Raw genomic sequence first — 12,596 nt, forward strand, 5'->3', positions numbered from 1 at the left:
AACCCCGTGGGGAGCCACGCGGTTCCCCCCACGGACATTTATCCGAGGCGAGCGTACACTGAGCGTGAGCGATTCGACGACGCTGTGGCTGCTCGGCGACCAGCTCGACCCGACCCTCGACGCGCTCGCCGCCGCCGACGAGGTCCTCCTGATCGAGGCGAGCGGGTTCGCGGACCGAAAGCCGTACCACGCCCACAAACTGACGCTCGTCTTCTCGGCGATGCGCCACGCTCGTGACGACCTCCGCGAGCGCGGCCACGACGTGACGTACCTGCGGGCCGACTCCTTCGGCGACGGCGTCGCGGCGTTCCTCGCCGACCGTCCCGACGCGACGCTTCGGCTCATGCGTCCTCCGAGCCACGGGGCGGGCGAGCGGCTCCGTGAGATCGTGACCGCGCACGGCGGTACCCTCGAGCTCGTCGAGAACGAGCGGTTCTACACGACGCCTGCCGACTGGCACGCGTGGACCGGCGAGCACGACTCCGACCGGACGTACCGACAGGAACACTGGTACCGACACGTGCGCCGGGAGACCGGCGTGTTGATGGACGGCGACGCGCCGGTCGGCGGGGAGTGGAACTACGACGACCACAACCAGGAGACCCCGCCGGACGACTGGGAGCCGCCCGAGCCTCGGCGCTTCGAACCGGACGCGTTGACCCGCGAGACCCACGAGTGGGTCACCGAGCGGTTCGACACGTGGGGGAACGACTCGCTGGACGGGTTCGGCTGGCCGGTGACTCGCGAGGAGGCGCTGGCGGCGCTCGACGACTTCGTCGAGCGGCGGCTCCCGGCGTTCGGCCGGTATCAGGACGCGATGGTGGGAACCGAGCCGTTCCTCGCGCACTCGCTTTTGTCCCCCGCGATCAACCTCGGGCTGCTCGACCCCCGCGAGGCGGTGGACGCGGTCGAAACGGCGTACGAGGAGCGTGGGGTCGAACCCGGCGGGTACGATCCGTCGTCTGCTGAAACGACGCTGGAGGCGTTCCGCTCCGATGACGGACCGGACGGTGACGACACGACGGGCGGGAGCGACGACGCAACGGATGGGGACGGCGGCGCGACGGACGTGTACGGAGACGCGGCGTCGGTTCCGCTCAACGCCGCGGAGGGGTTCATCCGACAGGTCCTCGGCTGGCGGGAGTTCATGCGACACGTCTACCGCGAGGCGATGCCGGAGCTCGCGACGGCCAACCAGCTGGACCAGGAGCGTTCGCTTCCGCCGGCGTACTGGGACGGCGACACCGACATGACCTGCCTCTCGGAGGCGGTCGGAAACGTCCGCGAGTACGGCTACGCGCATCACATCGAGCGACTGATGGTGTTGTCCAACTTCGCGCTCGTCTACGGCGCGGACCCGCGCGAGCTCAACGACTGGTTCCACCTCGGCTTCGTCGACGCCTACCACTGGGTCACGACGCCCAACGTCGTCGCCATGGGATCGTTCGGCACGGACGTGCTCTCCTCGAAACCGTATGCCTCCTCGGGGAGCTACGTGAACCGCATGAGCGACCACTGCGCGTCGTGTCCGTACGCGGTGTCGCGTACGACGGGTGAGGGCGCGTGCCCGTTCAACGCGTTGTACTGGGACTTCTTGAAGGAAAACGAGGAACTCCTGCGGGGCACCGGCCGGATGGGACTGATGTACTCACACGTCGATAACAAGGACGACGCGGAGTGGGAGGCGATCCGCGATCGCGCAAAACGCGTCCGCGAGCTGGCGGCCGAGGGGGAGCTGTAACCAGGCCGTCGTCGGGACCGTCCGATCTACGCCTGGTTCACGTCACGAGCGCTCGCGCTCGCGGGAGCACCTGCTCGTAGCCGAGCGCGACGACACCCGCGTACAGCGCGACCGTCCCCATGACCAGCGCCCACGCACCCACCGCGAGCTCCCCGCCGCTCACCGCTTCGATCCCGGTGAGCTCCAAGGCGACGCCGATCCCCGACACGGCGACGGAGCCGATCAGGAGCGCGAGCAGCTCGAACAGTTCGACGACGGTCGCCGGTATCCGTACCATAGCTCTTCGGCCGTGCTCGTCGGATATAACCGTTTCTCCCGCGTTACTTCGCGTTCGCCCGCCCTCTGTTCTCTTTTCCTGCGTCACTTCACCGCGTTATGTCCTCTTTTCCTGCGTCACTTCATCCCGAACGCGCGCATCGTCGAGTCGGCGATCCCTTTCGCGATCAGCGCGAGCCCGGCGACGAACAGCATCATTCCGCCGCCGATAACCGGGTCCTGAAGCGTGACGATCGCGATCGCGAGGAACACGATCAGGGCACCGGCGATCCCCTCGAGTCCGAGCGTCTTTCGCATGTCTCCGTCCTACTCCGTCCGCGGTTTAAAGAGGCCGGGATCGTCGGTCCCGTTCCGCGTCCGCGTCGACACGTCGGCTCGGAGGGTTGGGCTTTTATCGCATGGGCCACGTATCCCCGACTACGCATGACCGACGGAGACGGGGACGGGCGGCGTGACCTCCGAATGCCCGAAGACGACGAGGTGTTCGCCGAGGTCGTCGAGATGCTCGGCGCGAACCGCGTCACGGTACGATGTGCCGACGGAACCGAACGGACGGCTCGGATCCCGGGCCGGATGCAAAAGCGCGTCTGGATCCGCGAGGACGATATCGTGCTCGTCGATCCGTGGGACTGGCAGGACGAGAAAGCCGACATCACGTGGCGCTACGAGAAGAGCGAGGCCGAACAGCTCCGCGAGGAAGGGCACCTCCGGTGACTCGGTTCGTTTCGTCGTCGCATCGACCAGTGACCTCCCGACCGCGTGACTTCGACCGGTAACCCCGCGATGTCCGACACCGTTCGTCTCGCGATGACCACTCGTGCCGAGACGTTCGAGCGGGTGCGGGAGCCGCTCGCGGACCGAGGGATCGAGGTCGGCCACGTCCGCGCGAAAGAGCGATCGATCCGGGTCGCTGGCGGGCACGACACCGCCGATCGGACCGCACCCGCCGACTTCGACGTGGGGTTCGTGTACCCCTCCCGGCTCATGGAGGGGGCCGTCGTCGACACCCGGCTCTCGGTCCCGTGGGTGAACGGGCGGGACGCGGTCCTCGCCTCGCGGAACAAGGCGGGCGTGCTCGCGAGGCTCGAGGCGGCCGGGCTCCCCGTGCCACGGACGACGCTCGTCTCGAACCCGGTCGACGAGTCGGTCGTCGTCGACGCCGTCGCCGGGTTCGAATTTCCGGTGGTGGTGAAGCCGAACTCCGCGACCCGCGGCGTCGGCGTCGCGAAGGCGACGGACCTGGACTCGCTTTTGGGGGTCGTCGACTACCTGAACCTGGTCCACGACTACCGGGCGACCGGCGATAAGTCCTACCTGATACAGGAGTTCCTCCCGGACGCTCGGGACTACCGTGCGATGGTCGTCGACGGCGAGTACGCGGGCGCGGTCCGGCGGACCCTCCCGGCCGAGGCGCTGGCGGCGGGACGGTGGAAACACAACGTCCATCGGGGGGCCGAGGCGAACGGCGTCGACCTCCACGCCAGGGGTCGTGCGCTGGCCGAACGGGCAGCCGCCGCGCTCGATATCGACTACCTCGGCGTCGACCTCCTCGAAACGGACGACCGGCTCGTCGTCAACGAGACGAACGCGCGCCCGACCGTCGACGCGGCGACGAAGTACGAACCCGGCTTCTACGACCGGCTCGCAGGGCTTATCGAGCGGGTTGCGGAGGCGTAAGGGGACCGGCTGGCTGAGACGCCGTTGTGTAGGCCGGCGGCTCAGATAACGTCGATGGAGGCGGAGTCGTCGTCGCGGTCGAACTCGACTTCGAGCACGCCGTTGTTGAACGTCGCATCGCCGGAGCGCTCGTCGACGGCCGCGGGGAGCTCGACCGTCTCGTCGTACTCCCGGCGGTCCGACGCCGCGGAGATGGTGAGCGCCTCGCCGTCACACTGCAGGGAGAGCTCTTCCTTCGAGACGGCTGGAAGGTCGGCGACGAGTCGGACGGTATCCTCGGTGGCGTACGCGTCCACGTGCGTCTCCGACCCGAACCCGGCGTTGTCGGCCCCGGTCGCGGCTCCGGTTCCGGCCATCTCGTTCATCATCCGTTCGATCTCCTCGAAGAAGTCCCCGAACGGATCGTCACGGTCGTCTCTGTCCATATCTCACGTGACGACGGTCATCCCGATAAGCCTTCTGTCGACCGCCGTATCGGCCGGAACCGATCGTCGAAGATCTCTTTTTCAGGGTCTCTACACCGTGATAACCGGGAGTCGGGTGTGACTGGTCGGATTTAAGTATCTGCGTCCCACTTTTTCGCTTATGAGTAAATCGTACTTGACTGCTGGCGCGGACATCGCGGACGACGAGGTCGTCCGAGTGGGGTTAAACGGGTTCGGTCGGATCGGACGCAACGTGTTCCGGGCCGTGCTCGAGAACCCTCGCATCGAGCTCGCCGGTATCAACGACGTGATGGACTTCGAGGACATGGCGTACCTCGCGAAGTACGACACGACGATGGGTCGGCTCGACGGCGTTGCCCTCGGCGACGACGGTGACGAGCTGACGATCGGCGGCACGTCGGTCCCGCTGTTCAACGTCCAGGATCCCGCGGATCTGCCGTGGGACGACCTCGACGTCGACGTCGCGTTGGAGTGTACGGGTGTCTTCCGGACGAAGGACGACGCGAGCGCTCACCTCGACGGCGGCGCGGACACCGTCCTCATCTCCGCGCCCCCGAAAGGCGAGAAACCCGTCAAACAGCTCGTGTACGGCGTCAACCACGACGAGTACGAGGGCGAGGACGTGATCTCGAACGCCTCGTGTACGACGAACTCCATCACGCCCGTCGCGAAGGTGCTCGATGAGGCGTTCGGTATCGAGGCCGGTACGCTCACCACGGTTCACGCCTACACCGGTTCGCAGGCGCTCATCGACGGTCCGAAGGCGAAGACCCGACGTGGTCGAGCGGCCGCCGAGAACATCGTCCCGACGTCGACCGGCGCCGCGGGCGCGGCCCAGGAGGTCCTCCCGCAGCTGGACGGAAAGATAGACGGGATGGCGATGCGCGTCCCCGTCCCCAACGGCTCCATCACGGAGTTCGTCGTCAGCCTCGACGAGCCCGCCGACGCCGAAGCCGTCAACGACGCCTTCCGTGACGCGGCCGACTCCGGCCCGCTGGCGGGCGTGCTCGGGTACACCGACGACGAAGTGGTTTCCAGCGACATCGTTGGACTCCCGTTCTCCAGCTACGTCGACCTGCAGTCGACGAACACCATCGCGGGCGGGAAGCTCCTGAAGATCCTCACCTGGTACGACAACGAGTACGGCTTCTCGAACCGGATGCTCGACATGGCCGCGTTCGTCCACGACGAGGCGTAATCCGCGTATCTCTGCCGGAGAACAGTTTCCCCGAGACAATCGACGCCCTCACACGCCGCAGTCGAAGTCTTCACGACGCTCGCCGACACACCTCGGTACACTTCGACACCATCCCAGACATGTCCACGTTCAACACACTCGACGATCTGCCGACCGACGCACGGGTGCTCGTTCGCCTCGACCTCAATTCCCCGATCGAGGACGGCGAGCCGCAGGACAACCGCCGGTTCGAACGCCACGCGCGAACCGTCCGCGAGCTGGCCGAGGCGGGCCATCGGGTCGTCTGTATGGCTCACCAGGGCCGTCCCGGTCGCGACGACTTCACGTCGCTCGCGGGACACGCCTCGATCCTCGCGGAGCACGTCGGCCGCGACGTCGCCTTCGTCGCGGACACGTACGGCGACGAGGCGGTCGCCGCCATCGAGGGGCTCGATGCGGGCGAGGTGCTCCTCTTGGAGAACACGCGGATGTGCGACGACGAGCTCCCCGAGGCCGCACCGGAGGAAAAGGCGGAGACGGCGTTCGTTCGAACGCTCGCGCCGCTTTTCGACGCGTACGTCAACGACGCGTACTCCGCGGCCCACCGGAACCACGCCTCGCTCGTCGGCTTCCCGCTCGTGTTGCCCGCGTACGCCGGCCGCGTGATGGAATCGGAGTACGAGGCGAACACCGCCATCGCCCGTCGCGAGTTCGACGGGCCGGTGACGATGGTGGTCGGCGGGACGAAAGCAACCGACGTGATCGGCGTGATGGACGCCCTCGAGGGGACGGTCGACCGCTTCCTGCTCGGTGGCGTCGCCGGCGAGCTGTTCTTGCGCGCCGCGGGCTATCCGGTCGGGCACGACCTCGAAGGCATGGACCTGTTCGACGAACAGTGGGCGGCGAACCGCGAGGCGGTGGCGTCGATCCTCGACGAGCGCGGTGACGCGATCCACCTCGCGAGCGACCTTGCGTACGAGGACTCGGAGGGGGAGCGCGCGGAGCACACGCTCGCCGAGATCGACGAGAAGACGGATGCCTACCTCGATGTCGGCTCGGGCACCGTCGAGGAGTACGAGCCGCTGATCCACGAGTCCGACGCGGTGTTCGTGAAGGGGGCACTCGGCGTGTTCGAGGACGAGCGGTTCTCCGTCGGCACCGTCGGCGTGCTGGAAGCGATCGCGGAGACGGACTGTTTCTCCGTCGTCGGTGGCGGCGACACCTCGCGGGCGATCGGGATGTACGGGCTCGACGAGGCCGACTTCTCGCACGTCTCCATCGCGGGCGGCGCGTATATCCGCGCGCTCACCGGAGAATCGCTGCCCGCGATCGAGCTGCTCGAGGCGGCCGCGACGTAATTCGTCTCCGGCGGTCGACCTACTCGCTCTGCGGTCCCGCCGACCGCCTCCCGCCACCTTGCTATCCCACCACCCTGTCGTCCCGTCAGCGGCCTCCCGCCGCGCGACTCTTTATATACGAAGCCGGAACGATCCCGGCGCGTGACCCCGTTCAGCGACCTCGCCGCCGCCGCGTACTGCCCCCGACAGCTCTACTATCGACGTCGGGAGGACGACCGACGTGTTCCCGACGAGGTCCGTGAACGGATCGACCTCGCGTTCCGGTACCCCGAGCTGGTCGACGCGTCCGATGCCGTTCTCCGGCGGCTCCCGATCCGTCGGTCGCCGGCCGCCTATCGGCGGAACCTCGTCCGACTGCGCGAGCGCGACGTGTACGACCGGCTGGTCGCCCCCGCCGCGGAGCGGGCGTTCCACGCCGGACGCGACTGTCACGGGATCGTTCACAAAGTCCTCGCAGGTGTCGACGACGGCCCGCCGGTCCCCGTGATCTGTTCGCCCGGCGAGCCCCCGGAACGCGGGGTCTGGGAACACCAGTCCGTCCGGGCGGTCGCCGCCGCGAAGGCGCTGGCGTGGGAGCGGGAGCGGCGGGTGCCGCGTGCGCTCGTCGAGTACCCGACAGTCGGAGTACTCCGGTCCGTTCGGCTCACGACTCGCCGCAAGGCGACGTATCGTCGGGCGCTGCGGGCGGCCCGGGCGATCGACGGGCCGCCCGCCCGTGTCGACGACGCCCGATGTTCGGGGTGTACGTACCGCGAGACGTGTGGCACCGGCCGCCGCTCGCTCCGGTCGCTGCTCGGCTGACGGTCGTGGGCCCGCCCCCTACGGCGAGAACGACGTCCCACACTCGGTACAGGTGAACCGGAACCGCCCCTCGTCGGTGAGCGCGGCTCCGTGGACACGCTCCCCGCCGCAGTCGCGACAGGTCGCGATAGTGCGGATCGCGTCCCAGTCGTGACGTGCCCCGGGGGCCCCGAACGCCCACGCGGTCACGTCGCTCGTGGCGTCCTCACGGACGAACCCCGACTGGAACTCCCCCGGCGCGAACCGGATCAGCTCGCCGGCGGTCACGTCGACGTGCTCGCGCTCGCGGCCGACCTCGAACGTGGCGGTTCCGGAGAGCACGTAAAACACCTCCTCTTGGTCCTCGTGAGTGTGGAGCCCGCCGGCGAACGCGTCGCCCGGCGCGAGCTCGAAGTAGTTCATCGCGACGTGGTCGGTACCGAGCGCCCGCGACACCGGCTTTCGCAGGTCGTGAACGCCCATCGGGTTGGTGACGACGTCGACGTCGTCGATAGCGACTTTCCGCATAGGTGTTTCCTCTCGGGGCGTCGGAATAATCACCGGGGCTGACGGGAGGTGGAGTCGGGAGACGACGAGGAGTACTCCGTCGGACAAAACCTGACACGACCCGGCAGCTTATACGGGTGTGACCCGTCGGCACGGGTACGAATGACACGACACGATCGTGCTCGTTCGGAGGATAGAGGAAGTCGCCTCGCGGCGGCTGGCCGCGAAATCCGCCGAACGTAACGACCGATCAGACAGCCGGGACCGCTCGTCTCACGACGGCGTGGCCCCCACCGACACCGATACGGAGACCCTTTTGAACCCATTCACACACCTCGAGGAGGTACAGCTACTGGACACGACGCTGCGCGACGGCGAGCAGATGCCCGGCGTCTCGCTCACGCCGGCTGACAAGGTCGACATCGCTCGCGAGCTCGACGCCGCGGGGGTCCACGTCATCGAAGCCGGATCGGCGTGCACCTCGGCGGGCGAGCGCGAGGCGATCCGTCGGGTCGCCCGCGAGGGCCTCGACGCGACGGTCACGAGCTTCGCGCGCGGGGTACAAGCCGACGTCGACGCGGCGCTCGACTGCGACGTCGACGGGATCAATCTCGTCGTCCCCGCATCCGACAGACACGTCGAGACGAAGGTCGGATCGAGCCGCGACGCGGTCGTGGAGACGACCGTCGAGCTCGTCGAGTACGCCACGGACCACGGCCTCTGGGTCGAGGTCCTCGGCGAGGACGGCTCGCGGGCGGATCTCGACTATCTCGAACGGCTCATGGGTGCGGGACTCGACGCTGGCGCGGACCGCGTCTGTTACTGTGACACGGTGGGTGCGGCCGGCCCCGAGCGAACCGCCGAGGTCGTCTCGCGGCTCGTCGAGCTCGGGCCGACGAGCCTCCACACGCACGACGACCTCGGCTTCGGGCTGGCGAACGTCCACGCAGGGCTGGAGGCGGGCGCGGACACCGTCCACGGCACGGTAACCGGCGTCGGCGAGCGCGCCGGCAACGTCGCGCTCGAGGAGGTCGCAATCGCCCTGGACCGGTGTTACGACGTCGATACGGTCGCGCTCGACCGCCTCTACCGGCTCTGCCGCCGGGTCGCCGACGTCACGGGGGTGGCGATCCCCCCCAACAAGGCGGTCTGTGGCGCCAACGCCTTCGCGCACGAGTCCGGGATCCACACTGACGGGACGCTGAAGGACGGGGCGATGTACGAACCGTACCCGCCGGAGACGGTCGGTCGCGAGCGGCGGCTCGTGTTGGGGAAACACGCCGGACGCGCGGGCGTCGCCGCCGCGCTCGCCGAACACGAGATCGACGTCACGGAGACGGACCTCCGCGAGGTCGTCTCGCGGGTGAAAGAGCTCGGCGACCGGGGAAAACGCGTCACGGACGCCGATCTGCTCGCGATGGCCGAGGATGTCCAGGGTCGCGAGCGCGACCGCAACGTCGAGCTCGTCGACCTCTCCGCGACTTCGGGTGGGAACCTCCCCACCGCGTCCGTCCGGCTCCGCGTCGGCGACGAGGAGCACGTCGCCTCCGGAACCGGGTCCGGACCGGTCGACGCCGGATTGGAAGCGGTGCGAACGGCGCTCCAGCAAGGGAACGGGGCGGACGGAGCGGACGGCTCCGCTGGGTCGGACGGCTCCCACGTCGACGACGCCGCCTTCGAGCTCGACTCGTATCACGTCGACGCCATCACCGGCGGGACGGACGCCGTCGTCACCGTCGCGGTCGACCTCTCCCGCGGGGACCGCTCCGTCTCCGTGTCCGCCGCCGATGCCGACATCACGCGAGCTAGCGTCGTCGCGATGGTCGACGCTCTCGACCGACTCTCGGCGCTGGAGGCGAACGATGCGGACAAAGACGCCGGCGTCACACGCCCTTCCGAGTAACCGCTACAGTACGCCGCCGTCCTCGCCCATCCGCCGTCCAGCGATCACGCTCGGAGTCCCGCTCGTCTGAATGATGTTGAACGCGGTCATCAGGTCCGACCGCGAGATGAGCCCGACGAGCTCCCCCTCCTCGTTCGTCACCGGGAGTCGCCCGACGTCGTGTTCCTGCATCACGCGCAGCGCGGTCATGGCATCAGTATCGGCGGCCACGGTCGCGACGTCGGTGACCATCACGTCCTCGACCCGGTAGGCGTCGCGTTCCACCTCTCGGATGCCCCGGGCGTCTTCCAGCGTCACCATCCCGACGAGCCCGGCGCGGTCCATCACCGGGTAGCCGGTGTGTCGCTCCTCGAACATCCGACTCATCAGCTCGGCGACCGAGGTGTCCTCGGTCACCGTGTGGAGCGCCTCGCGTCGAGTCATCACGTCGGCGACGGTGACGTCTTCGAATGCGGCCTTCAACGTGGTCTGTTGGGCCTCCCCGGAGGCGGCGATGTAGACGAAGAAGGCGAGGAGGATCAACAGCAGCTGGAAGGTGAACAGCCCGACGAGCCCCATCAGGAACGCGAACACCTTGCCGACCGCGGCGGCCTGCTGGGTCGCCTGCGCGTGCGGCCGGGTCCGCGCCATGAGCGCCCGCAACACCCGTCCCCCGTCCATCGGGAACGCGGGGAGCATGTTGAAGACGGCCAACACCACGTTCAACAGCGCGAGGTAGCCGAAGACGAACAGGACGGCGTTCGATCCCGTGGGCGCGAGGAGGAACACGCCGTAACAGGCGGCACCGACGCCGAGACTGACTATCGGCCCCGCGACCGCGATCCAGAACTCGTGTTTCCAGTCCTCGGGGAACTCCGTGAAGCTGGCGAGGCCGCCGAGCAGCCAGAGCGTGATCGAGTCGATCTCGTAGCCGTACCGCATCGCGACCAGCGAGTGGCCGAACTCGTGGAGGAGCACGCCGCCGAACAGCCCGAGGCCGGCGGCGAGCCCGAGCGCCCACGGCGTGAGCCCGCCGGTGATCGCCGTCGCGTCGATGCCCGCGCCCATCGTCTCGTTCATCACTTCCGCGATCGTCGCCACCTCGGCGCCGATGAGGTACGCGAACAGCGGCAACACGATCAGGAACGTCCAGTTGAGCCTCACCGGGATGCCGACGACGGTCCCGATACGGAGTCCACGCATACCTTTCCGTTCGGCTGGCCCCCGCTTAAACGTCCGGTGGTCAGTAACGGGCGGTCGTCCCGATTGCCCCGCCGTCTGTATATAAGTCGCGTCGGTCACACATGTCGAATATGGACGAGCCGACCGACTCTGCCGAGCGTGAACCGACCGATACCACGGATATCGCCGCCGATACTGCTACCGCCACCGACGCGTCCGCCGTCATCACGCGTGGCACCGATGTCACGTACGAAGCGGTTGCCGCCGCCGAGGGGCTACGAAAAGGGGTACTGATCGACGAGTCGGACGGGGCACCGACGTTCGCGCTTCGACGATTCGAACTCGCCCCGGGCGCCGAGGTCCCTCGTCACACCAACGCGGTCGAACACGAACAGTACGTCCTCTCGGGCGAGTACGTGGTCGGAGTCGGCGACGCGGAACACGTCGTCTCGGCCGGCGACGCCCTTCTCATCCCTGCCGGCGTCGAACACTGGTACCGCAACGAGGGCGACGACGTTGGCGCGTTCCTCTGTGCGGTGCCGAACGGCGACGACACGATCGAACTCGTCGAGTGACGGTTCGCGGACCGTCGAGGGGGGATCAGAACGAGTACGGCGTCGTGCCGCTGATCGTGACGGTTCGACCGGCTATCTCGTAGGACGGCTGACCGAGGAAGTCGGCGAACTGCCCGCTCTCCTCGATGTAGCGATCGATGTCGCGCTCGACGACATCGGCCTCGTCGAGGAACACCAACACCTCGGAGCGGTCGATCTCACGGCCGGTGATCGTCTCCGAGCGACCCGACGCGACCTGGTTCCGGAACTCGCCGAACTCGGGGTCGTTGTTCTCCGTCCGTTCGAACGTCTCACCGGTCACCTGATGGCCCCCCGGCAGGCGGTCGAGGAGGTCACTCATATCCGAGAGCGCGTCGGTGTACCGGGACACCTCGCCGGCTTCCGTATCGAGGAGCGTCGTGACGAGACGTGTCGCGTCCGCGTCCTCCCCGTCGTGGCTCGCCTCGATGACGGTGTCCCCGGAGACCGCGATCGCGCGGCTCCCGAAGTCGTCGCCGTCCTCGTAGATCGTCAGGTCGCCCTCGCTCCGGTCCCGCCCGTATCCGCCGTTTCTCACGTTGGTCTCGATCCAGTCGGCGTCGAACGAGCCGAAGTACAGGTCGAACGAGTAGTTCGCACTCCCCGTGCTCATGCTCGCGCTGACCGTGTTATCGACGTCCGTGACGCTCACCGACCCGAAATCGAGGCTCGGCCTGAACGTCGTCTCCAAGACGAGGTCGTCGACCGCTTCGGCCTGCGCCGCCGGGGATCTGGCCTCGAACGAGTAATGATCGAGATCCGAGTCGATATCGCGCGGATCGGGAAGCCACGTGCCGACATCGCTGATATCGCCGCCGTCGCCGCCGATAAAATCGGTACACCCGGCGAGCCCGGCCGTCGCCGCAGCGGAACTTCCAGCCAACAGGAACTGTCGTCGGTTCATGTATACATTACTGATATGTATTCGGATATATGGGTTTTGATAAGTTACCGAAACGAACACGGTCGGAACGGAG

14 protein-coding genes are annotated in these 12,596 nt (G+C 67.7%); 8 read left to right on the forward strand and 6 right to left on the reverse strand.

Annotated elements, in window-relative coordinates; genetic code table 11:
• Positions 1-64 precede the first annotated feature (64 nt).
• Positions 65-1,741: a cryptochrome/photolyase family protein gene (locus ACZ5TV_RS07930; protein WP_379780826.1), complete on the forward strand. Its 1,677-nt coding sequence runs from the start codon at positions 65-67 to the stop codon at positions 1,739-1,741.
• 37 nt (positions 1,742-1,778) lie between these two features.
• On the opposite strand, the gene ACZ5TV_RS07935 is transcribed toward ACZ5TV_RS07930, so the two are convergent.
• Together ACZ5TV_RS07935 and ACZ5TV_RS07940 are read right to left on the reverse strand one after the other, a co-directional pair.
• Entirely contained in the window at positions 1,779-2,018 is a 240-nt protein-coding gene (locus tag ACZ5TV_RS07935) for a hypothetical protein (protein WP_379780828.1), read from the reverse strand.
• Positions 2,019-2,134: 116 nt separating this feature from the next.
• On the reverse strand, positions 2,135-2,314 hold the full coding sequence (locus ACZ5TV_RS07940) for a DUF7470 family protein (RefSeq protein WP_379780830.1): 180 nt from the start codon (positions 2,312-2,314) through the stop codon (positions 2,135-2,137).
• 126 nt (positions 2,315-2,440) lie between these two features.
• On the opposite strand from ACZ5TV_RS07940, the gene eif1A reads away from it, so the two are divergent.
• Together eif1A and ACZ5TV_RS07950 are read left to right on the forward strand one after the other, a co-directional pair.
• On the forward strand, positions 2,441-2,731 hold the full coding sequence (gene eif1A / locus ACZ5TV_RS07945) for a translation initiation factor eIF-1A (protein ID WP_379780832.1): 291 nt from the start codon (positions 2,441-2,443) through the stop codon (positions 2,729-2,731).
• Between the two features lie 69 nt (positions 2,732-2,800).
• Positions 2,801-3,694, forward strand: a complete 894-nt coding sequence (locus tag ACZ5TV_RS07950; RefSeq protein WP_379780834.1) for an ATP-grasp domain-containing protein — start codon at positions 2,801-2,803, stop codon at positions 3,692-3,694.
• A 41-nt stretch (positions 3,695-3,735) separates the two neighbouring features.
• On the opposite strand, the gene ACZ5TV_RS07955 is transcribed toward ACZ5TV_RS07950, so the two are convergent.
• Positions 3,736-4,119, reverse strand: coding sequence for an Hsp20/alpha crystallin family protein (locus ACZ5TV_RS07955; protein ID WP_379780837.1), 384 nt, complete (start codon positions 4,117-4,119; stop codon positions 3,736-3,738).
• 160 nt (positions 4,120-4,279) lie between these two features.
• On the opposite strand from ACZ5TV_RS07955, the gene gap reads away from it, so the two are divergent.
• From gap to ACZ5TV_RS07970, 3 genes are all read left to right on the forward strand, one after another.
• Positions 4,280-5,338, forward strand: coding sequence for a type I glyceraldehyde-3-phosphate dehydrogenase (gene gap / locus ACZ5TV_RS07960; protein ID WP_379780839.1), 1,059 nt, complete (start codon positions 4,280-4,282; stop codon positions 5,336-5,338).
• A gap of 119 nt (positions 5,339-5,457) precedes the next feature.
• Positions 5,458-6,675, forward strand: coding sequence for a phosphoglycerate kinase (locus tag ACZ5TV_RS07965; RefSeq protein ID WP_379780842.1), 1,218 nt, complete (start codon positions 5,458-5,460; stop codon positions 6,673-6,675).
• A gap of 141 nt (positions 6,676-6,816) precedes the next feature.
• Complete coding sequence (locus tag ACZ5TV_RS07970; RefSeq protein ID WP_464383683.1) at positions 6,817-7,476, forward strand: hypothetical protein; 660 nt, start codon at positions 6,817-6,819, stop codon at positions 7,474-7,476.
• A gap of 18 nt (positions 7,477-7,494) precedes the next feature.
• On the opposite strand, the gene ACZ5TV_RS07975 is transcribed toward ACZ5TV_RS07970, so the two are convergent.
• The gene (locus ACZ5TV_RS07975; RefSeq protein ID WP_379779740.1) at positions 7,495-7,983 is read right to left on the reverse strand and encodes a cupin domain-containing protein; all 489 of its coding nucleotides are present in this window, start codon (positions 7,981-7,983) and stop codon (positions 7,495-7,497) included.
• A gap of 361 nt (positions 7,984-8,344) precedes the next feature.
• On the opposite strand from ACZ5TV_RS07975, the gene ACZ5TV_RS07980 reads away from it, so the two are divergent.
• Positions 8,345-9,865, forward strand: coding sequence for an alpha-isopropylmalate synthase regulatory domain-containing protein (locus ACZ5TV_RS07980; protein ID WP_379779742.1), 1,521 nt, complete (start codon positions 8,345-8,347; stop codon positions 9,863-9,865).
• Between the two features lie 3 nt (positions 9,866-9,868).
• On the opposite strand, the gene ACZ5TV_RS07985 is transcribed toward ACZ5TV_RS07980, so the two are convergent.
• A complete protein-coding gene (locus tag ACZ5TV_RS07985; RefSeq protein ID WP_379779738.1) occupies positions 9,869-11,047 on the reverse strand; it encodes a CBS domain-containing protein in 1,179 nt (392 codons plus the stop codon).
• A gap of 110 nt (positions 11,048-11,157) precedes the next feature.
• Here ACZ5TV_RS07985 and ACZ5TV_RS07990 point away from each other — a divergent pair, with 110 nt between their 5' ends.
• Positions 11,158-11,601, forward strand: a complete 444-nt coding sequence (locus ACZ5TV_RS07990; protein WP_379779736.1) for a cupin domain-containing protein — start codon at positions 11,158-11,160, stop codon at positions 11,599-11,601.
• 25 nt (positions 11,602-11,626) lie between these two features.
• Here ACZ5TV_RS07990 and ACZ5TV_RS07995 read toward each other — a convergent pair whose 3' ends face one another.
• Positions 11,627-12,523: a hypothetical protein gene (locus ACZ5TV_RS07995; protein WP_379779734.1), complete on the reverse strand. Its 897-nt coding sequence runs from the start codon at positions 12,521-12,523 to the stop codon at positions 11,627-11,629.
• Positions 12,524-12,596: the final 73 nt, after the last annotated feature.

This window comes from Halorubrum tibetense, assembly GCF_055396225.1.

What these genes read in the sequence shown, in the direction of transcription:
- ACZ5TV_RS07950 (WP_379780834.1), top strand. Translation starts at nt 2,801, where the DNA reads ATGTCCGACACCGTTCGTCTCGCGATGACCACTCGTGCCGAGACGTTC.
- eif1A (WP_379780832.1), top strand. Translation starts at nt 2,441, where the DNA reads ATGACCGACGGAGACGGGGACGGGCGGCGTGACCTCCGAATGCCCGAA.
- ACZ5TV_RS07995 (WP_379779734.1), bottom strand. Translation starts at nt 12,523, where the DNA reads ATGAACCGACGACAGTTCCTGTTGGCTGGAAGTTCCGCTGCGGCGACG.
- ACZ5TV_RS07940 (WP_379780830.1), bottom strand. Translation starts at nt 2,314, where the DNA reads ATGCGAAAGACGCTCGGACTCGAGGGGATCGCCGGTGCCCTGATCGTG.
- ACZ5TV_RS07965 (WP_379780842.1), top strand. Translation starts at nt 5,458, where the DNA reads ATGTCCACGTTCAACACACTCGACGATCTGCCGACCGACGCACGGGTG.
- ACZ5TV_RS07935 (WP_379780828.1), bottom strand. Translation starts at nt 2,018, where the DNA reads ATGGTACGGATACCGGCGACCGTCGTCGAACTGTTCGAGCTGCTCGCG.
- ACZ5TV_RS07975 (WP_379779740.1), bottom strand. Translation starts at nt 7,983, where the DNA reads ATGCGGAAAGTCGCTATCGACGACGTCGACGTCGTCACCAACCCGATG.
- ACZ5TV_RS07980 (WP_379779742.1), top strand. Translation starts at nt 8,345, where the DNA reads ATGCCCGGCGTCTCGCTCACGCCGGCTGACAAGGTCGACATCGCTCGC.
- ACZ5TV_RS07955 (WP_379780837.1), bottom strand. Translation starts at nt 4,119, where the DNA reads ATGGACAGAGACGACCGTGACGATCCGTTCGGGGACTTCTTCGAGGAG.
- ACZ5TV_RS07985 (WP_379779738.1), bottom strand. Translation starts at nt 11,047, where the DNA reads ATGCGTGGACTCCGTATCGGGACCGTCGTCGGCATCCCGGTGAGGCTC.
- gap (WP_379780839.1), top strand. Translation starts at nt 4,280, where the DNA reads ATGAGTAAATCGTACTTGACTGCTGGCGCGGACATCGCGGACGACGAG.
- ACZ5TV_RS07990 (WP_379779736.1), top strand. Translation starts at nt 11,158, where the DNA reads ATGGACGAGCCGACCGACTCTGCCGAGCGTGAACCGACCGATACCACG.